Raw genomic sequence first — 18,061 nt, forward strand, 5'->3', positions numbered from 1 at the left:
GCCTCACAAAAGTCCGTCCGTCATGGGTGACGGAATTCGGGTCAAATGGTGCAAAAGCACTGTAAATATATACAGTGTTCGAGGCGGTTTCAAGTCCTGAATGCAGATGTGTTCGTCGACCCGGGTTCGAGGGGCGGAGCGATGGCGGCAGACGCATGCAACCGTGCCGTTTCCGCGAGCGACTCACACCGACGCGGCGATCGTCTCACGCAACCACCGATGCGCCGGGTCGCGATGCACGCGTTCGTGCCACAGCATCGACATTTCGTAGCCGGGGACCTCGACCGGCGTGTCGACCACGCGCAACGCGGGGGTACCGTGCACCAGCCGCTCGGGCAGCATCGCGACGAGGTCCGTGCTGGCGACGGCCGACATCACGAACAGGAAATGCGGAACGGACAGCACGACACGCCGCGCGGCACCCGCTTTCGCGAGCGCGTCGTCCGTCACGCCGAAGAAGCCGCCGCCGTCGGGCGACACGATCACGTGTTCCAGCGCGCCGAACTGCGCGAGCGTCGGGCGCCGCTTCAGTTTCGGATGACCGGCGCGGCCGACGAGCACGTATCGCTCGACGAACAGCGGCAGGCGCCGCATTCCTTCCGGCGAACCTTCGGTCGTGTGGAAGGCCAGGTCGATACCGTTGCGCTCCGCGTCCTGCTCGATGCGCGGCGGCACGAGCTCGACGACGGCAAGCCGCGTGGCGGGGGCGGCCGAACGCAGCGTGTTCAGTGCGGGCAGGACGATCGTCGATTCGCCGTAGTCGGTCGCGGCCACGCGCCAGGTATTCGTCGCGGTTGCCGGATCGAACGGCGTGGCCGTCAGCACCGCGCGCTCGACTGCCTCCAGCGCGTCCCGCAGCGGCTCGCGCAGCGTTTCCGCGCGCGCCGTCGGCCGCATCCCGCGCGGCCCCGGCAGCAGCAGCGGATCGCCGAACAGGTCGCGCAGTTTCTGCAGCTGCACGCTGACCGACGGCTGCGACATGTTCAGTTTTTCAGCCGCCCGCGTGACGTTGTGCTCGGCGAGCAGCACGTCGAGCGTGACCAGCAGGTTCAGATCCAGCCGTCTGAGATTGTTCATGGCTATACCTGTAATATCAGTAATTCATTTCCAATATACCTTCGGCGACGGCATCCTGCAGTCATTCAATCAACGGAGCAATCAACATGAACGTGCTGATCGTCTATGCCCATCCCGAGCCGCGCTCGCTGAACGGTGCGCTGCGGGACTTCGCGGTCGAGCATCTCGAAGCGTCAGGCCATGCCGTGCAGGTGACCGATCTATATGCGATGAACTGGAAGGCCGCATTCGATGCACATGACGTGATCGACCGTGCGCCCGACGCGCGCTTCGATCCCGCGCTCGATTCGAAGCGTGCGTTCGAGACGGGCACGCAGCGCGACGACATCGCGCGCGAACAGGCCAAGCTGAAGTGGGCCGACGCGGTGATCCTGCAGTTTCCGCTGTGGTGGTTCTCGATGCCGGCGATCATGAAGGGCTGGGTCGAGCGTGTGTATGCGTACGGCTTCGCGTACGGCGTCGGCGAGCATTCCGACCGGCATTGGGGCGACCGTTACGGCGAAGGCTCGCTCGCGGGCAAGCGCGCGATGGTGATCGTCACGACCGGCGGATGGGAGTCGCACTACAGCGCGCGCGGCATCAACGGGCCGATCGACGACGTGCTATTCCCGATCCAGCACGGGATCCTGTATTACCCGGGGTTCGACGTGCTGCCGCCGTTCGTGATCTACCGGACGGGGCGGATGAACGACGTGCGCTTCGACGAAACGCGTGCGGCGCTCGGCAAGCGTCTCGACGAACTGTGGACTGCGCAGCCGATCCCGTTCCGGCGGCAGAATGCGGGAGACTACGAGATTCCGGCGCTGACGCTGAAGGCGGGGATCGCGCCGGAGCAGGTGGGGTTTGCGGCGCATCTGGCGCACGGGCAGTGAGGGTGTGCGATCACGACCGGTCGATGCGCCGTTCGACGCGCAGGCGGCCCGGCGGTTCAAAGTAGGTGCCAAAGCGCACGAGCCCGGCGTTCTTCAGATGGCAGGTCATCTCGAAGCTGACCAGGATGCCGGGATCGCGGTTGTCGACGATCCCGACGTCGATCGAACGGATGCGTGGCTCGTATTTCAGCAGCGTGGCTTCCATCTGCTGCTTGAGCAAATGCGCCGACGCGGGCAATGCCTTGTAGATGTTCGTGAGGTCGGGCAGCCCGTATCCCCCGACGGAAGATCGTTTCCAGTGGCGTGTGCTGTCGCATCTCGCACCGAATTTCCTGTCGATGATGAACGCGGAGGTATTGCGTGGCGCTTTGGCGCTGTACGACTGGACGAACGAGGAACTGAATCGGCGGCGGCTGGCCGGCATCCTGCATGTGTCGCAGGACATGATCGAGGAGGTGTCGGGCGGGGCGGTCGAGCGTGGTGTGCTGATCGAGGTCACGCTCGATGCGCATGCGTTCTCTGGCGCAGGCGACGTGATGCTGTTCGGCGAGTTGCTGCACCGGTTCTTCGGCGCGTATGCGGAAATCAATCTGTTCACGAAGTTGGCGATCGTCAGCCTGCCGTCGCGGTCGCGAACGGAATGGCCGCGCAGCAAGGCTCAGCGAGCGCCGCTATGACACCCTCAATCGATAGGGCGAGCGGTGAAGTCGCTGCGTCCAAGGGACCGACGGCGTTTGCCGCGACGCTGTTCGAGCGGGCGCCGAAGATGACTTTCATGCAGTTCTGTCGTCTTCTGGAGGCGTGCATGCCTGAACGTCCCGGGTTCGGCACGCGCGATACGCCGGAGGATGAGCCGGTGCGGTTTCGGCCGCGTCCGCGGTTGGGGTTTCCCGCCGGTGAGGTGGCCGCTGTCGAATTCGACGACGAGCACTTCCATGCGCCGCCGACCGTACGCACGACCTTCATGGGGCTCTACGGCGTCGATGCGGCCATGCCATCGCACATGATCGACGAGATCGTGTTGCGGGAGAAGGGGCATGAAGCGGTCGAGGCCTTTCTCGATCCGTTCAATCACCGCGCGGCGACGCTGCTGTATCGCGCATGGAAGAAGTATCGCTATCCGGAGCGTTTCCGGGCCGGCGGTGTCGACGATTATTCGCAGAGCCTGCTGTGTCTGGCGGGATTCGGATGGGGCGACAAGCCCCTGCGGGCGGGGCTGCCGAATTCGCGAATGCTTGCGCTATTGGGGTTGTTGATTCAGCGCACGCGCACGTCGGAAGGGCTGGCCGGTGTAGTGGCGCTTGCCGCGCCTGGGGCCGATGTTCGCGTCGACGAGTTCTGGTCGGTAACGACGAGTACCGGGCGACCGACGCCGTTGACGTCGGCGAAGCCGGATGCGGGCGTGCTCTCGGATGCGAAGTGCACCGGGCTCGGTGGCGGTTACGTGCTCGGCAGGCGTCTCGCCTATCGCAGCCGGGCGGTGCGTTTGACATTGCGACCGACCGATGCGCGGCAGGCTCAAGATTTGTTGCCGGGCGCATGGCTGCATCGAGAGGTGATGGCATTCATCCAGCTGTATGTCGGCATCAAGGCCGACGTGCATTTGCGGATGGAAGTGTCGTCGCGGTTCGTTCCGCGTCCTGTCGTCGGGATCGTACGAGTCGACCCGGTGCCGCGGCTCGGCTGGACGACGGTGTTGCCGTCAGCCGACGATCGTCTGATCAACATCGCGCTGGGCATCTATGAGGCGTTTCCCGTGCCGCAACCCAACCCGCATCTCGTGCCGCGCACGATCTGATTCCGGAGTCTTCATGTTCTATCGAATGAGTGCGGCTACTGCTGCCGCCGTATTGCTGCTGTCGGGCTGTGGTGCCTGGCAATCCGTGTCGGATGCGTCGTCGAATGCCTATCGAGCGGTGTTTTTCAAGCAGGTGAAGGTGCTCGATGTCGACCTGACTGCACGCGCGGCGCTGAATCCGGACGACGCGGGACGACCGACGTCGGTTGCCGTTCGCGTCTACCAGTTGAAGGATCGCAAGATGTTCGATGCGGCGTCGTATGACGATCTGTTGAAGAACGATCGGACCGTGCTGGCCCGGGATCTGCAAGCGGCTATGTCGACTGTTGTGAGCCCCGGGGCGTCGTCGAGCTTGTCTCAACCGATGCAACGAGGGACGGAGTATGTGGCGATCGTCGCGTTGTACCGTGTCCCCGGCGCCGCCGAAGATTGGAGGCGGATCATCGAGAAAAAAAAGCTTGATCCGGATAAGCCGCTACGTATTGGATTGATGTCGAGTGGACTTCAGATGACCGGAGACATCCCCAAGTGAGTGCGGCCACGTCAGCTTCTCGCGAAAACCGCGGGGGAAATTGCGGGGAAGTGGCGACCCATGCGCAGGATAACCGGCGGCACGGGTCGCGAGGAGATCACCGATCGTCGTCGCGAATGGACGACGGATGCCGACACAGCGCCCGCACCTCCATCTCCATATACGGAAACAACGGCAGCTGACTCAACAGGTCATGCAGTTGCTGCACGCTCTCGACATCGAAGATACTGACGTTCGCATACTGCCCCGCGATCCGCCACAGGTGCCGCCAGATGCCTTCGTTCATCAGCCGCTGGCACATCGCCTTCTCTTCGGCCTTCAGCGTGGCCGCCTTGACCGGATCCATGTCCGCCGGCAGGCGGACGGTCATTTCCACATGAAACAGCATCCTGCACTCCTTGCGTTGTCGATTCGTCGAACGGGACGGCCGCTCAGGCCTGCGCACGCGCCCGCTCGACTTCGCTCGCCGGCACGTCCTGCTTGTCCTTGAGCAGCGAGAAATCAAAGTCGATCAGCGCGAACTGACCGTCGACGCCATACGGCTTGCCTTCCGCGCCCTCGGCCTGCTTGACCTTCGGGATCAGCCCTTCGCGGGTCGCGAATGCGAAGTCGTCCCAGATGTGCGGATCGCCTTCGATGTTGATCTGCGTCGTCAGCTTACGATATCCGTCCGCGGAAACGAAGAAGTGGATGTGCGCGGGACGATGGCCGTGGCGGCCGAGCTGGTCGAGCAGCTGCTCGGTCTTGCTGCCCGGCGGCACGCTGTAGCCGACCGGCAGCACGCTGCGGAAGCTGTAGCGGCCCTCGGCATCGGTGCGGATCGAGCGGCGCAGGTTGAACGCCGGTTGCGACTGGTCGAAGTACGAGTAGCAGCCGAGATGGTTCGCGTGCCACACCTCGACGAGCGCATTGGCGAGCGGCGCGCCGTCCTGGCCGAGCACCTGGCCGCGCATGATCAGCGTCTGGCCCGGGTCGGTGCCGTCGTCGAGACGCGCATGGCCGACCGATTCCGGTGCGCCCGCGACATACAGCGGCCCCTCGATCGTGCGCGGCGTGCCGCCGTGGAAGCCGGCCTTCTCCTCGGCCTCGTCCATCCGCACGTCGAGGAAGCGCTCGAGGCCGAGGCCCGCGGCGATCAGCCCGAATTCACGGCCGGCTTCGTTCAGGTAGTTGAGCGCGGTCCAGAACTCGCTCGGCTGCACGTCGAAGTCCTCGATCGTGTAGCAGATGTCCTTCACGATCCGGTTGACGATCGCGCGCACGCGCGGGTTGCCGGGCTTTTCCGCGGCGTCGTCGAAGGTCTTCAGCAGGGCGTCGATGGCTTGCTTGTTCATCTGTGTCTCCGGTTTCGGTTGTCGTGTCGTGCGGGATCAGCGGGCGTCGCGTCGCATCCGTTCGATGCGGGCCCAGTCGAAGGTGATGCCGAGGCCGGGCGTCGCCGGCAGGTGCAGCTTGAAATCCTGGTAGCGCAACGGCTCGACGAGGATTTCCTCGGTGAGCAGCAGCGGGCCGAACAGCTCGGTGCCCCATTTCAGCGAGCCGAACGTGCTGAACAGCTGCGCGGACGCCATCGTGCCGGCCGCGCCCTCGAGCATCGTGCCGCCATACAGATCGATGCCGGCCGCCGATGCGATCGATGCGACGCTGGCCGCGCCGAGCAGGCCGCCCGACTGCGCGATCTTCACCGCGAATACGTCGGCCGCGCGGTCCTGCGCGAGCGCGAACGCATCGACGGGGCCGTGCAGCGCTTCGTCGGCCATGATCGGAATCTGTGCGAGCTGCGTGAGGCGCTTCAGCCCCGCGCGATTGGTCGCGGCAATCGGCTGCTCGACGAGGCTCACGCCGGCGTCCGCGAGTCGTGCGCCGGCCCGGATCGCATCGGTTTCGGTCCATGCCTGGTTCACGTCGACGCGCACGTCGCCGCGCTCGCCGAGCGCACGCTTGATCGCGATCACGTGAGCGACGTCGTCATCGACCGCGTTCGAGCCGATCTTCAGCTTGAATGCGCGATGGCGGCGCGCGTCGAGCATCGCCTCGGCTTCCGCGATGTCGCGCTGCGTGTCGCCGCTCGCGAGCGTCCACGCGACGTCGACCGCATCGGTCGTGCGGCCGCCGAACAGTTCGGACAGCGGCACGCCGAGGCGGCGCGCCTGTGCGTCGAACAGCGCGGTTTCTATCGCGCACTTCGCGAACCGGTTGCCCTGGAACAGCTTGCGCGCACGCGCCATCGCGGCGCCCGGGCGCGTCGCGTCGATGCCTTGCAGCAGCGGCGCGAAGTAGGTGTCGATGTTGACCTTGATGCTCTCGGGGCTCTCCTCGCCATACGCGAGACCGCCGATCGTGGTCGCCTCGCCGACGCCTTCGATACCGTCCGTGCATCGAACGCGGACCAGCACGAGCGTCTGGCAATTCATCGTGGCGACCGACAGTTTGTGGGGCCTGATCGTCGGAACGTCGACGAGCAGTGTCTCGATGCGTTCAATGGTGGCGGCAGTTGCTATCATGCGATTCCTCCTGTTGGTGCGCATGGTAGGAACTCCCGCCCGGCGTTGTCCAACACTCTTTCCGACTACTTCCATACCTTTGAGGCATGAAATGGAATTGCGCCAGCTCCGGTACTTCATCGCGGTCGCGGAAGAAATGAACATCACGCGGGCGGCGGAGCGGCTGCACATGACGCAGCCGCCGCTGAGCCGCCAGCTCCAGGCGGTCGAGGGCGAGGTCGGGTTGGCGCTGTTCGAGCGCGGCGCGCGGCCACTGAAACTGACCGACGCGGGCCGGGTGTTCTATGCACAGGCGAGGCGCGTCGTCGAACAGGCCGACGAACTCGGCCCGCTGACACGGCGGCTCGCGCAGCTGTCGGAGCGGATCGTGATCGGTTTCGTGCCGTCGACGCTCTATGGCGCGCTGCCGGACGTGATCCGCGCGTTTCGTGAGGCGCACCCGGACGTCGAGCTGTCGCTGATCGAAATGTTCACGCTCGAGCAACTGGGCGCGCTGAAGGGCGGGCGGATCGACGTCGGGTTCGGCCGCCTGCGCTTCGACGACGACCAGCTCGTGCGCGAGGCGCTGATCGAGGAAAAGCTGATCGCGGCGCTGCCGGTCGGGCACCCGCTCGCGGATCCGGAGCGGCCGCTGACGCTCGCGGACATCGCGAACGAGACGCTGATCGTCTATCCGAGCACGCCGCGGCCGAGTTTCGCGGACCAGCAGCTGTCCGCGCTGCGCGACGGCGCGCTCGTGCCTGCGGCCGTGCACGAGGTGCGCGAACTGCAGACGGCGCTCGGGCTCGTCGCCGCACAGGTGGGCGTGTCGCTGGTGCCGGAAAGCGTGGAAGGCGTGCGCGTGAAGGGCGTCGTCTACCGGCGGCTGCCGGAACCCACGGCGACGTCGCCGATCATCATGAGCCGCCGGCTGCACGGCGAAAGCGCCGCGACAGCCGCGTTCTGCGCGATCGCGCGGGAGATGATCGCGCCGGCCGGGTAAGGGGGCCGTTAGCGTATTGATCGCAACTAACGGTCAATTTCGACGCACTTGGCCGAATGCGAAGAGGGCGTCGCGATGCGATGGCATTTGCCGTTGGCGCGGGCGGGCAGCGGGCCGGCACGCTGACCAAAGGCGGCAAGGCAAAGGCAGCCCCCGCCTACCGCTTCCCGTCGAGCGTCTCCGAAGGCGATTCGCCGAATTTCTCCCGATACGCGATCGCGAACCGCCCGAGGTGCGTAAACCCGCAATCGAGCGCGATATCGGCGATCCGTCGCTCGGACAGCGACCCGCGCAGCAACTCCCGCGCATGCTCGAGCCGCGTCGCCCGCAGGTATTGCATCGGGCTCATCCCGCGGAACTGCAGGAACGCGTCGCGCAGCGTCCGTTCCGGCACGTTGGCGGCCTGGACGATATCGGCGAGCTGCAGCGGCTGCGCGTAGTGCGCGTTCACGAACTCCTGCGCGCGCCGCACGAAGCCCGGCGCCGGATCGTTGCGTGCGCTCGGTACCGACGGCGGGTGGCCCTCGATCAGCAAATCGATCAGCAGATGCTCGAGCTGCGATGCGACGCGCGGATTGGCATTCGCACGTTCGAGCAGTTCGGGCGAGCGGGCGACGAGCATCAGCTGCTGGCGCCACGCGGCCAGCGCGGCATCGCTGATGTGCAGCACGGGGTCGAGCGTCGCGCGCGGGTCGCCGGTCAGCGAACCGACGGTCGCCGCGTCGATGCGCAGCACGAACTGCTCGCAGTCGGCGGACAGCACCGCGTCAAAGCGCTCGCCGGGGGCGCACAGCACGCCCGTCTGCCCGTCGACGCCGAGCCGGCGCCCCATCGCATGGACTTCCGCCTGCCCGGACAGGCAGAACATCAGCAGGTAATAGCCGTCGACGGCGTCGACCTGCACGCGCATCGCGTCGCCGAACGCGATGGTGCCGATCCCGAGCCCGCCGAGCCGGACGAAATCCATATGCGATGCGCCTTGCACGCGGCCGCTCGGCAGCAGCGCGTGCGGCTGCATCACGCGCGAGATCCGCTCGCGCGTCTCGTCGAGATCGCGGGATTCGAACAGCCGGTGCGCGCGCAGCGCAAGCGGCTCGAACGACGTTGGGGACATGGGCATCGGCCTTGGTATGGACGCGCGCTTCGATCCGACGAATGGGTCTCGATCGTGCGCACGGTCGCGTGTGTCGCCATGCTAGCGCAGAAATCCGCCGAAAGTGGATATTGCGCCGCCGCAATCGCACTTTCCGGATAGACGCCGAATATTAGCTTTTCAAAAATCGGCTCCATGCAATCAACGTAACGGAACCACAAGGAGTCCGACATGGAGCAGACAGAATCGCCCGTCGTATTCGCCGCGCGCGACGACGCGTCCGATGTGCACTTTCCGCACGACGACGGCTCGCGCGTGCCGTACAAGGTGTTCAGTTCGCGCGCGGTCTACGATCGCGAGCAGGAACGCATCTTCCGCGGGCCGACCTGGAACTTCGTCGCGCTGGAAGCGGAAATCCCGAACGCCGGCGACTTCAAGAGCACGTTCGTCGGCGATACGCCGGTCGTCGTCACGCGCACCGAGGACGGCACGCTGTCCGCATGGGTGAACCGCTGCGCGCACCGCGGCGCGCAGGTCTGCCGCAAGTCGCGCGGCAACGCGAGTTCGCACACGTGCGTCTACCACCAGTGGAGCTTCGACAACCAGGGCAACCTGCTCGGCGTGCCGTTCCGGCGCGGCCAGAAGGGGATGACCGGGATGCCGGCCGACTTCGACCCGAAGCAGCACGGGCTGCGCAAGCTGCGCGTCGACAGTTATCGCGGGCTCGTGTTCGCGACCTTCAGCGATGAAGTGGGGCCGCTGCCCGACTATCTGGGCGAGCAGATGCGTCCGTGGATCGACCGGATCTTCCACAAGCCGATCGAGTATCTCGGCTGCACGCGCCAGTATTCGAAGTCGAACTGGAAGCTGTACATGGAGAACGTGAAGGACCCGTATCACGCGAGCATGCTGCACCTGTTCCATACGACCTTCAACATCTTCCGCGTCGGGATGAAGGCGCGCTCGATTCCGGATGCGAACCACGGGCTGCACAGCATCATCACGGTGACGAAGACGGGCGACGACACGTCGGCCGCGTACAAGCAGCAGAACATCCGCTCGTTCGACGAGGGTTTCCATCTGGAAGACGAGTCGATCCTCGATCTCGTGTCGGAATACGACGAGGACTGCACGAACCATATCCAGCCGATCTTCCCGCAGCTCGTGATCCAGCAGATCCACAACACGCTGGTCGCGCGCCAGATCCTGCCGAAGGGGCCGGACAACTTCGAGCTGATCTTCCACTTCTTCGGCTATGCGGACGACAGGCCCGAGCTGCGCGCGCTGCGCATCAAGCAGGCGAACCTGGTCGGGCCGGCCGGCTATATCTCGATGGAGGACACGGAGGCGACCGAACTCGTGCAGCGCGGCACGGTGCGCGACGCCGACGCGACGTCGGTGATCGAGATGTCACGCGGCAATCCGGACCAGCAGGACACGGTGATCACCGAAAGCCTGATCCGCAAGTTCTGGGTCGGCTACCAGAAGCTGATGGGCTATTGAAGCGGGAGCACGGAATGATGGAAAACCTGACGGAAGACATGAAGACGTGGTTCGAGATTTACATGCTCCAGAACCGCTACATCGGCCACCTCGACAACGACCGGCTCGAACACTGGCCGGAAATGTTCACCGAGGACTGCACGTACGAGATCGTGCCGAAGGAGAACGCGGATCTCGGGCTGCCGGTCGGGATCGTCCACTGCACGAACCAGCGGATGCTGCGCGACCGCGTGGTATCGCTGCGGCACGCGAACATCTTCGAAGAGCACACGTACCGGCACATGACGTCGGGTCTCACGATCGTCGCGGAGCGCGACGGCGAGATCGATACCGAGAGCAACTACGTGGTCGTGCAGACGCGCAGCAACGGCGAATCGAACGTATACCAGGCCGGCAAGTACTACGACACGGTCGTGCGCACGGCCGATGGGTTGCGCTACAAGACCAAGCGCGTGATCTACGACACGTCGCGCGTGCAGACGCTGCTTGCGACCCCGATCTGACGAAGCAAGGAATCGACATGACTGAAGCAACGCTCGCCCAGTGGCATCCGCTGGGCGCATTCGACGAATTCTCCGAAGACGAACCGGCGGCGCGCGTCGCCGGCCAGAAGCCGATCGCGGTGTTCCGGATCGGCGACGAACTGTTCGCGATGCACGACCTCTGTTCGCATGGTCACGCACGCTTGTCCGAAGGCTATGTGGAGGACGGCTGCGTCGAATGCCCGCTGCACCAGGGGCTGATCGACATTCGCACGGGTGCGCCGAAATGCGCGCCGATCACCGAGCCGGTGCGGACCTATCCGATCCGGATCGTCGACGGGCAGGTGGAAGTCAATGTCGACTGACCCGTTCGTGATCGTCGGCGCCGGCCACGCGGCGCGGCGCACGGCCGAGGCGCTGCGTGCGCGCGACGCCGATGCACGCATCGTGATGATCGGCGCGGAGCGCGAACTGCCGTACGACCGGCCCGCGCTGTCGAAGGACGCGCTGCTGAGCGACGGCGGCGAGCAGCGCGCGTTCATTCGCGATGCCGCGTGGTACGACGCGCAGCGCATCGAGTTGCGGCTCGGCACGCGCGTCGACGCGATCGAGCGCGACGCGCAGCGTGTGCGACTCGACGACGGTGCGACATTGCCGTACGCACGGCTCGTGCTCGCGACGGGGTCGCGGGTGCGTGCGTTCGGCGGCCCGGTCGACGAAGGCGTGGTTCCGCATTACGTGCGCACCGTCGCCGACGCGCGTGCGTTGCGCGCGCAACTCGCGCCGGGGCGTCGCGTGGCGGTGCTCGGCGGCGGCTTCATCGGTCTCGAAGTGGCGGCCGCGGCACGCCAGCTCGGGTGCGACGTGACGGTGATCGACCCGGCCGCGCGCTTGCTGCAGCGTGCGCTGCCGGAAGTCGTCGGCGCGTATGCGCGGCAACTGCATGACGCACGTGGCGTGATCTTCCAGATGGCGACGCTGCCGCGCGCGATTCGCCGCGCACCGGGCGGCGGCGCGATCGTCGAGACCGATCGCGGCGACGTGCAGGTCGATATCGTCGTGGTCGGGATCGGCGTCGTGCCCAACGTCGAACTCGCGCAGGCGGCCGGCCTCGAGGTCGACAACGGGATCCGTGTCGATGCGGGCTGCCGCACGGCAGATCGCGCGATCTTCGCGGCGGGCGAGGTCACGATGCACTTCAATCCGCTGCTCGGGCGCCATGTGCGGATCGAGTCGTGGCAGGTCGCGGAAAACCAGCCGGCCGTCGCGGCCGCGAATCTGCTCGGTGCGGACGACACCTATGCCGAGCTGCCGTGGCTGTGGTCCGATCAGTACGACTGCAACCTGCAGATGCTCGGGCTGTTCGGCAGCGAGCGGACGACGGTCCTGCGCGGCGATCCCGCGAGCGGATCGTTCACGGTGTTCGGACTGGGCGACGACGGGAAGATCGCCGCGGTGGCAGCGGCGAACCTGGGGCGCGACATCGGTGCATCGCGGCGGCTGATTGCGGCAGGCGCCGTGCCCGATCCGGCGAAGCTCGCCGATCCGGCGGTGAACCTGAAAACGTTTCTCTGAGGCAATGCGCGAACGCGGCCGGCCTGGCCGTGTTCGCGTTGGTCAGCTGGAACGTGGACGGAAACCCGTTCCGGACGACATTCCGGCTCGCGCGATGCGCGCGGGTTTGTCGCGGGCCGGCGATCGGTGCATATTAGCGGCATTGCCGTTTCACCGGTCGCCCATGACGCCAGACAAAGCCCTCGAACTGAAACGCAGCAAGCGCCGCGCGCTGTGGCTGCTGCTGGCCGCCGTCGCGGTGTTCGTCACGACGATCCTGCTGCCGCGCGGCCCGTGGGTCGACGGTTTCAAGGCGGTGGCCGAGGCCGCGATGGTCGGCGCGCTCGCCGACTGGTTCGCGGTCGTCGCGCTGTTCCGCCGCGTGCCGATTCCATTCGTGTCGCGCCACACCGAGATCATCCCGAAGAACAAGGACAAGATCGCCGACAACCTCGCGGTGTTCGTGCGCGAGAAATTCCTCGGCCCCGACGCGCTCGCCGCGCAGATCCGCCAGCACGATCCCGCGCAAAAACTCGGTGCATGGCTCGGCGAGCCCGCGAACACCGACGCGCTCGGCGGTTACGTGACGAAGCTGATGAGCTTCGCGCTCGACATGACCGACGACGCGCGGATCCAGTCGTTCGTCCACGACGCGTTTCGCGCGGTGATCGACCGGATCGACCTGTCGCAATCGGCCGGCGCGATCCTCGACACGCTGACGAAGGACGGCCGCCACCAGGCGCTGCTCGACGACGCGATCGAACAGGTGGTCGACGTGCTCGACAAGGAAGAGAACCGCGAGGTGATCGCGGGCTTCATCGTCGAGTGGCTGAAGACGCAATACCCGAAGGTCGAGAAGATCATGCCGACGCAGTGGTTCGGCGAGAACGGCGCGCGCATGCTGGCAAGTGCGGTGAGCCGCGTGCTCGAGGGCGTGGCGGCCGATCCCGAACACGAGTTGCGGCAGCGCTTCGACCGCACGGTCGTGCGGCTGACCGAGCGGCTGAAGCACGATCCGGCATTCATCGCGAAGGGCGACGAGATCAAGCGCTACATCCGCGACGGCGACGCGTTCAACGACTATGTGCGCGATCTGTGGGACCAGTTGCGCACCTGGCTGAAGGCCGATCTCGCGCGGCCCGATTCGGCGCTGCACCGGCAGGCCGCGACGCTGGGCGGCTGGCTCGGCGCGCGGCTTGCCGAGAGCCCCGCGCTGCGTGCGTCGCTGAACGAGCACATCGAGAAGGCCGTGCACGAGATGGCGCCGGATTTCGCGGACTTCCTGATGCGCCACATCCGCGATACGGTGCGCAACTGGGATGCGCGCGAGATGTCGCGGCAGATCGAGCTGAACATCGGCAAGGACCTGCAGTACATCCGCATCAACGGCACACTGGTCGGCGGGCTGATCGGGCTCGGGCTGTATCTGGTGTCGCTGGTGCCGCGCTGGGCGGCGGGGTGGCTGTATTGATGCGGGCGTGATCCGAGTCCGGCTTGTACCGGTCATTCGACGGTCGGCGTGGCAAGACCGAAGCGGCCGCGGGATCTCGCGGCAGGGCAGGGTGGTCTAGGTGTGCGAGTCGCGCGGTTCGACCTTCCGGTCGATCTCGCCGCGCGTCGGCAGGGTCTTGAGATCGTACGTGGCTTGCAGATTCAGCCAGAACTCCGGTGACGTATCGAAGTAGCGCGCGAGCCGGTAAGCCGTATCGGCCGTGATCCCGCGCCGTTCCTTGACGATTTCGTGCAGGCGCGTAGCCGGCACGTTCAACGCGAGTGCCAGCGCGTTGACACTCATTTCCAGCGGAACGAGGAATTCTTCCCGAAGGATTTCACCCGGATGGATCGGACGCATTCCATTCTTGAACATGCGAATCTCCAGTCAGTGATAGTCGACGATCTCGACATTGGCGGGGCCATCAGCGCACCATTCGAAGCAGATTCGCCATAGCTCGTTGATACGGATGCTGTACTGACCTTCCCGATCGCGATGCAACGCTTCAAGTCGATTGCCGGGCGGGGATCGCAAGTCGCGCAACAGTATTACGTTTAACGTAATACGTCAATGAGGATGAAATGACTCCGGCCACTGACGTGCTCGACCGGCGAGCGGACGGTGAGGGTTTGGCCAAAGCACGTCGGATGATTGCATTGACCTGACTATAGGGCCGTTCCCATCGTTTGCCGCGCCGATAGCCGTTCGGCCGACCCGCGCGGGGTGACTGCCGACCGGCGTCGGAAATCCACGAATCCGTCTACAATCAAAAACGTCCTTGCCGCCCGCGCGTGCTTGCCGCGCGCGGGCGGATCCGTTTGTCCTCCTGCATAGGGAGGCGCCGCCGCGCGTTGCACACATTGCATCGCACGGCGGGCAGCACCGTGGTCAGTGTCCAGTAGGTAAGCGTCCGCGTGCCGTAGGCCGGCGCGCGTTCTGAACGCCGCGCGCCCGTAAGCCGGGCAGGCGGCATCAACCGAGAGTCCCCCATGAAAGCATCGGATCTGTTCGTGAAGGCGCTGGAAGCCGAAGGCGTCGAGTACGTGTTCGGCATTCCCGGCGAGGAAAACCTCGATCTGCTCGAATCGCTGCGGCGATCGAAGATCAAGCTCGTGCTGACCCGGCACGAGCAGGCGGCCGGGTTCATGGCCGCCACCTACGGCCGCCTGACGGGCCGCACCGGCGTGTGCCTCGCGACGCTCGGGCCGGGCGCGACCAACTTCGTGACGGCCGCCGCGTATGCGCAGCTCGGCGGCATGCCGATGCTGATGATCACCGGGCAGAAGCCGATCAAGTCCAGCAAGCAGGGCCACTTCCAGATCGTCGACGTCGTCGACATGATGCAGCCGCTCACGAAGTTCACGCGGCAGATCGTGTCGATCGGCAACATTCCGTCGGCGGTGCGCGAGGCATTCCGCCGCGCGGAGGAGGAGCGTCCGGGCGCCGCGCACCTCGAACTCCCGGAGGACATCGCGCACGAGGAGGGCGACGGCAAGCCGATTCCACGCAGCTACAGCCGGCGGCCGGTGGCCGAGGAGAAGGCGGTCGCGCATGCGATCGACGCGATCCAGGCCGCGCGTCATCCGCTGTTGATGATCGGTGCGGGCGGCAACCGCAAGACGACCTGCAAGATGCTGCTCGAATTCGTCGACAAGACGGGCATCCCGTTCTTCACGACGCAGATGGGCAAGGGCGTGATCGACGAAACGCATCCGCTGTGGCTCGGCAACGCGACGCTGTCCGACGGCGACTTCGTGCACCGCGCGATCGAGCATGCGGACTGCATCATCAACGTCGGGCACGACGTGATCGAGAAGCCGCCGTTCTTCATGCGCACGGACGACAAGACCGTGATCCACGTGAACTTCCTCGGCGCGCAGGTCGATCCCGTCTACTTCCCGCAGATCGAGGTGGTTGGCGACATCGCGAACGCGGTATGGCAGATGAAGGAGGCGGTGACGCCCCAGGCGCACTGGGATTTCGAGCGCTTCGCGATGATCAAGTCGCATTTCGACGCGCACCTGGAGAAGGGCCAGCACGACCCGCGCTTCCCGATGTATCCGGTGCGGATCGTCAACGAACTGTACAACGCGCTGCCGGTCGACGGGATCGTCTGTCTCGACAACGGGATGTACAAGATCTGGTTCGCGCGCTACTGGCGTGCCCACGAACCGAACTCGCTGCTGCTCGACAACGCGCTCGCGTCGATGGGCGCGGGCCTGCCGTCGGCGATCGCGACGAAGATCGTGCATCCGCAGCGCAAGGTGATCGCCGTCTGCGGCGACGGCGGCTTCATGATGAATTCGCAGGAGCTCGAAACGGCGGTGCGGCTGAAGCTCGACATCGTCGTGATGATCCTGCGCGACGATGCGTTCGGGATGATCCGCTGGAAGCAGGAAAACATGAACTTCCCCGATTTCGCGATGACGCTGAAGAATCCCGATTTCGTGTCGTATGCGCGGAGCTATGGCGCGCACGGGCATCGCGTCGAAGCGGCCGACGATCTCGAGCCGCTGCTGCGCGACTGCTTCGCGACGCCGGGCGTGCACGTGATCGACGTGCCGATCGACTATTCGGACAACGAGCGCGTGCTCAACCGGGAAATCAAGCGCCTGTCGGCGCAACTCTGAATCCGCCGTTCACCGGAAGGAGCATTCCATGCTGAAGGATACCTATCCGTACTATCTGGCCAACGAGGCCGTCTACGCGAACACCGATCTGGAAGTGACCGACAAGTTCAGCGGCAAGGTCGCGACGCGCGTCGCGCTGGCGGACGCGAAGGCGATCGATGCGGCCATCGGCGCGGCCGTCGACGCCGCGAAGCCGATGCGCGAGTTGCCGGCCTACAAGCGGCAGGCGGTGCTCGACCACTGCGTCGCGCGCTTTCGCGAGCGCTTCGACGAGCTGGCCGAGGCGCTGTGCATCGAGGCCGGCAAGCCGATCAACGATTCGAAGGGCGAAGTGACGCGGCTGATCGATACGTTCCGCGTCGCGTCAGAGGAGTCGGTGCGCATCGACGGCGAAGTGATCAACCTCGAGATCTCGGCGCGCGCACAAGGCTATACCGGCTATACGCGGCGCGTGCCGATCGGCCCGTGCTCGTTCATCTCGCCGTTCAACTTCCCGCTGAACCTCGCCGCGCACAAGGTCGCGCCCGCGCTGGCCGCAGGCTGTCCATTCGTGCTGAAGCCCGCGAGCCGCACGCCGATCGGCGCGCTGATCATCGGCGAGGTGCTCGCGGAAACCGACCTGCCGAAGGGTGCGTTCTCGGTGCTGCCCGCGCATCGCGACGGCGCCGACCTGTTCACGACCGACGAGCGCTTCAAGCTGCTGTCGTTCACGGGCTCGCCGGCCGTGGGCTGGGCACTGAAGGAGAAGGCCGGCAAGAAGAAAGTCGTGCTCGAACTCGGCGGCAACGCGGCGGCGATCGTCGACGCGGATCAGCGTGATCAGCTCGATTACGTGGTCGATCGCCTTGCGTTCGGTGCGTATTACCAGTCGGGCCAGAGCTGCATCGGCGTGCAGCGGATCCTCGTGCATGCCGACCTGTACGACGCGCTGCGCGACAAGCTGGTCGCGAAGACACGTTCGCTGAAGATGGGCGATCCGAAGGATCCGTCGACGTTCGTCGGCCCGATGATCTCCGAATCCGAATCACGCCGGCTGTCGGGCTGGATGGATGCGGCCGTCGCGGCGGGCGCGAAGATCGTCGCGGGCGGGAAGGTCGACGGCGCGATGTTCGAGGCGACGCTGCTGGAAGACGTCGGTCGCGAACAGGATCTGTACCGCAAGGAGGCATTCGGTCCGGTCGCGATCCTCGAGAAGTTCGAGCGCTTCGACGATGCGCTCGCGCGCGTCAACGACAGCGACTTCGGGCTGCAGGCCGGCGTGTTCACCGATTCGCTCGCGCATGCGCAGCGCGCATGGGACGAGCTGGAGGTGGGCGGCGTCGTGATCAACGATGTGCCGTCGTTCCGCGTCGACAACATGCCATATGGCGGCGTGAAGGATTCGGGGCTCGGCCGCGAAGGGATCCGCTACGCGATCGAGGACATGACCGAGCCGCGGCTGATGGTCGTGCGGCGCCGCTAGCACGAGGGCAGGCGGCATGACGGCACGCGGGCGGGCAATCGCGCCGGCCCGCGTGCCGTTTTCGTTTCGGCGCATACAAA

Annotated in this window: 17 protein-coding genes and 3 pseudogenes; 12 read left to right on the forward strand and 8 right to left on the reverse strand. The window is 65.6% G+C overall.

Features of this window, described 5'->3' with window-relative positions; all coding sequences use genetic code 11:
• Positions 1-183: 183 nt before the first annotated feature.
• Entirely contained in the window at positions 184-1,077 is an 894-nt protein-coding gene (locus DIE06_RS01430) for a LysR family transcriptional regulator (protein WP_124659830.1), read from the reverse strand.
• An 86-nt stretch (positions 1,078-1,163) separates the two neighbouring features.
• On the opposite strand from DIE06_RS01430, the gene DIE06_RS01435 reads away from it, so the two are divergent.
• Positions 1,164-1,949: an NAD(P)H-dependent oxidoreductase gene (locus tag DIE06_RS01435; RefSeq protein ID WP_124659831.1), complete on the forward strand. Its 786-nt coding sequence runs from the start codon at positions 1,164-1,166 to the stop codon at positions 1,947-1,949.
• A gap of 10 nt (positions 1,950-1,959) precedes the next feature.
• On the opposite strand, the pseudogene DIE06_RS01440 reads toward DIE06_RS01435, so the two are convergent.
• A pseudogene (locus DIE06_RS01440) lies at positions 1,960-2,226 on the reverse strand (GPW/gp25 family protein); the annotation flags it as partial.
• On the opposite strand from DIE06_RS01440, the pseudogene DIE06_RS01445 reads away from it, so the two are divergent.
• The 3 genes and pseudogenes from DIE06_RS01445 to tssJ form a co-directional block, all read left to right on the forward strand.
• Positions 2,222-2,626, forward strand: a pseudogene (locus tag DIE06_RS01445) (type VI secretion system baseplate subunit TssF); the annotation flags it as partial. The pseudogenes DIE06_RS01440 and DIE06_RS01445 overlap by 5 nt on opposite strands.
• Positions 2,590-3,747, forward strand: coding sequence for a type VI secretion system baseplate subunit TssG (gene tssG, locus DIE06_RS01450; protein ID WP_124659832.1), 1,158 nt, complete (start codon positions 2,590-2,592; stop codon positions 3,745-3,747). The pseudogene DIE06_RS01445 and the gene tssG, both read left to right, overlap by 37 nt.
• 13 nt (positions 3,748-3,760) lie before the next feature.
• Entirely contained in the window at positions 3,761-4,279 is a 519-nt protein-coding gene (gene tssJ, locus DIE06_RS01455; protein WP_124659833.1) for a type VI secretion system lipoprotein TssJ, read from the forward strand.
• A 97-nt stretch (positions 4,280-4,376) separates the two neighbouring features.
• On the opposite strand, the gene catC is transcribed toward tssJ, so the two are convergent.
• From catC to DIE06_RS01470, 3 genes are read right to left on the reverse strand one after another with little or no spacing between them, the layout of a single operon-like run.
• Positions 4,377-4,667 (reverse strand): muconolactone Delta-isomerase, encoded by a 291-nt coding sequence (gene catC / locus DIE06_RS01460; RefSeq protein WP_124659834.1) that lies wholly within the window; start codon positions 4,665-4,667, stop codon positions 4,377-4,379.
• A 43-nt stretch (positions 4,668-4,710) separates the two neighbouring features.
• Positions 4,711-5,613, reverse strand: coding sequence for a catechol 1,2-dioxygenase (gene catA / locus DIE06_RS01465; protein WP_124611109.1), 903 nt, complete (start codon positions 5,611-5,613; stop codon positions 4,711-4,713).
• Between the two features lie 36 nt (positions 5,614-5,649).
• Positions 5,650-6,783, reverse strand: coding sequence for a muconate/chloromuconate family cycloisomerase (locus DIE06_RS01470; protein WP_124659835.1), 1,134 nt, complete (start codon positions 6,781-6,783; stop codon positions 5,650-5,652).
• 91 nt (positions 6,784-6,874) lie between these two features.
• Here DIE06_RS01470 and DIE06_RS01475 point away from each other — a divergent pair, with 91 nt between their 5' ends.
• Entirely contained in the window at positions 6,875-7,765 is an 891-nt protein-coding gene (locus DIE06_RS01475) for a LysR family transcriptional regulator (RefSeq protein WP_124659836.1), read from the forward strand.
• A 157-nt stretch (positions 7,766-7,922) separates the two neighbouring features.
• Here the strand turns inward: DIE06_RS01475 and andR are convergent, their stop codons facing one another.
• A complete protein-coding gene (gene andR, locus DIE06_RS01480; RefSeq protein ID WP_124659837.1) occupies positions 7,923-8,879 on the reverse strand; it encodes an anthranilate 1,2-dioxygenase regulatory protein AndR in 957 nt (318 codons plus the stop codon).
• 210 nt (positions 8,880-9,089) lie between these two features.
• On the opposite strand from andR, the gene andAc reads away from it, so the two are divergent.
• From andAc to DIE06_RS01505, 5 genes are all read left to right on the forward strand, one after another.
• Positions 9,090-10,361, forward strand: coding sequence for an anthranilate 1,2-dioxygenase large subunit AndAc (gene andAc, locus DIE06_RS01485; protein ID WP_124659838.1), 1,272 nt, complete (start codon positions 9,090-9,092; stop codon positions 10,359-10,361).
• A gap of 14 nt (positions 10,362-10,375) precedes the next feature.
• Positions 10,376-10,864, forward strand: coding sequence for an anthranilate 1,2-dioxygenase small subunit AndAd (gene andAd / locus DIE06_RS01490; protein WP_124659839.1), 489 nt, complete (start codon positions 10,376-10,378; stop codon positions 10,862-10,864).
• A 17-nt stretch (positions 10,865-10,881) separates the two neighbouring features.
• Positions 10,882-11,208, forward strand: coding sequence for an anthranilate 1,2-dioxygenase ferredoxin subunit AndAb (gene andAb, locus DIE06_RS01495; protein ID WP_124659840.1), 327 nt, complete (start codon positions 10,882-10,884; stop codon positions 11,206-11,208).
• Entirely contained in the window at positions 11,198-12,418 is a 1,221-nt protein-coding gene (andAa, locus tag DIE06_RS01500) for an anthranilate 1,2-dioxygenase system ferredoxin--NAD(+) reductase (RefSeq protein WP_124659841.1), read from the forward strand. Before andAb ends, andAa begins: the two co-directional genes overlap by 11 nt.
• Positions 12,419-12,581: 163 nt before the next feature.
• Entirely contained in the window at positions 12,582-13,868 is a 1,287-nt protein-coding gene (locus DIE06_RS01505; RefSeq protein WP_124659842.1) for a DUF445 domain-containing protein, read from the forward strand.
• A 96-nt stretch (positions 13,869-13,964) separates the two neighbouring features.
• Here DIE06_RS01505 and DIE06_RS01510 read toward each other — a convergent pair whose 3' ends face one another.
• Positions 13,965-14,264 (reverse strand): HigA family addiction module antitoxin, encoded by a 300-nt coding sequence (locus tag DIE06_RS01510; protein ID WP_124659843.1) that lies wholly within the window; start codon positions 14,262-14,264, stop codon positions 13,965-13,967.
• A gap of 12 nt (positions 14,265-14,276) precedes the next feature.
• Positions 14,277-14,432 (reverse strand): annotated as a pseudogene (locus tag DIE06_RS01515) (type II toxin-antitoxin system RelE/ParE family toxin); the annotation flags it as partial.
• A gap of 446 nt (positions 14,433-14,878) precedes the next feature.
• Between DIE06_RS01515 and DIE06_RS01520 the strand changes: the two are divergent.
• Both DIE06_RS01520 and DIE06_RS01525 read left to right on the forward strand, forming a co-directional pair.
• The gene (locus tag DIE06_RS01520) at positions 14,879-16,519 is read left to right on the forward strand and encodes an acetolactate synthase large subunit (protein WP_124659844.1); all 1,641 of its coding nucleotides are present in this window, start codon (positions 14,879-14,881) and stop codon (positions 16,517-16,519) included.
• A gap of 28 nt (positions 16,520-16,547) precedes the next feature.
• Complete coding sequence (locus DIE06_RS01525; RefSeq protein WP_124659845.1) at positions 16,548-17,981, forward strand: aldehyde dehydrogenase family protein; 1,434 nt, start codon at positions 16,548-16,550, stop codon at positions 17,979-17,981.
• The last annotated feature ends 80 nt before the right edge of the window (positions 17,982-18,061 follow it).

The organism is Burkholderia sp. Bp8998 (assembly GCF_003854235.1).
GTDB lineage: Bacteria > Pseudomonadota > Gammaproteobacteria > Burkholderiales > Burkholderiaceae > Burkholderia.

Coding starts and splice junctions, on each gene's coding strand:
- tssG (WP_124659832.1), top strand. CDS start 2,590: ATGGCCGCGCAGCAAGGCTCAGCGAGCGCCGCTATGACACCCTCAATC.
- tssJ (WP_124659833.1), top strand. CDS start 3,761: ATGTTCTATCGAATGAGTGCGGCTACTGCTGCCGCCGTATTGCTGCTG.
- andR (WP_124659837.1), bottom strand. CDS start 8,879: ATGTCCCCAACGTCGTTCGAGCCGCTTGCGCTGCGCGCGCACCGGCTG.
- catA (WP_124611109.1), bottom strand. CDS start 5,613: ATGAACAAGCAAGCCATCGACGCCCTGCTGAAGACCTTCGACGACGCC.
- DIE06_RS01520 (WP_124659844.1), top strand. CDS start 14,879: ATGAAAGCATCGGATCTGTTCGTGAAGGCGCTGGAAGCCGAAGGCGTC.
- DIE06_RS01430 (WP_124659830.1), bottom strand. CDS start 1,077: ATGAACAATCTCAGACGGCTGGATCTGAACCTGCTGGTCACGCTCGAC.
- DIE06_RS01475 (WP_124659836.1), top strand. CDS start 6,875: ATGGAATTGCGCCAGCTCCGGTACTTCATCGCGGTCGCGGAAGAAATG.
- DIE06_RS01435 (WP_124659831.1), top strand. CDS start 1,164: ATGAACGTGCTGATCGTCTATGCCCATCCCGAGCCGCGCTCGCTGAAC.
- DIE06_RS01470 (WP_124659835.1), bottom strand. CDS start 6,783: ATGATAGCAACTGCCGCCACCATTGAACGCATCGAGACACTGCTCGTC.
- catC (WP_124659834.1), bottom strand. CDS start 4,667: ATGCTGTTTCATGTGGAAATGACCGTCCGCCTGCCGGCGGACATGGAT.
- andAd (WP_124659839.1), top strand. CDS start 10,376: ATGATGGAAAACCTGACGGAAGACATGAAGACGTGGTTCGAGATTTAC.
- DIE06_RS01505 (WP_124659842.1), top strand. CDS start 12,582: ATGACGCCAGACAAAGCCCTCGAACTGAAACGCAGCAAGCGCCGCGCG.
- DIE06_RS01510 (WP_124659843.1), bottom strand. CDS start 14,264: ATGTTCAAGAATGGAATGCGTCCGATCCATCCGGGTGAAATCCTTCGG.
- DIE06_RS01525 (WP_124659845.1), top strand. CDS start 16,548: ATGCTGAAGGATACCTATCCGTACTATCTGGCCAACGAGGCCGTCTAC.
- andAa (WP_124659841.1), top strand. CDS start 11,198: ATGTCGACTGACCCGTTCGTGATCGTCGGCGCCGGCCACGCGGCGCGG.
- andAb (WP_124659840.1), top strand. CDS start 10,882: ATGACTGAAGCAACGCTCGCCCAGTGGCATCCGCTGGGCGCATTCGAC.
- andAc (WP_124659838.1), top strand. CDS start 9,090: ATGGAGCAGACAGAATCGCCCGTCGTATTCGCCGCGCGCGACGACGCG.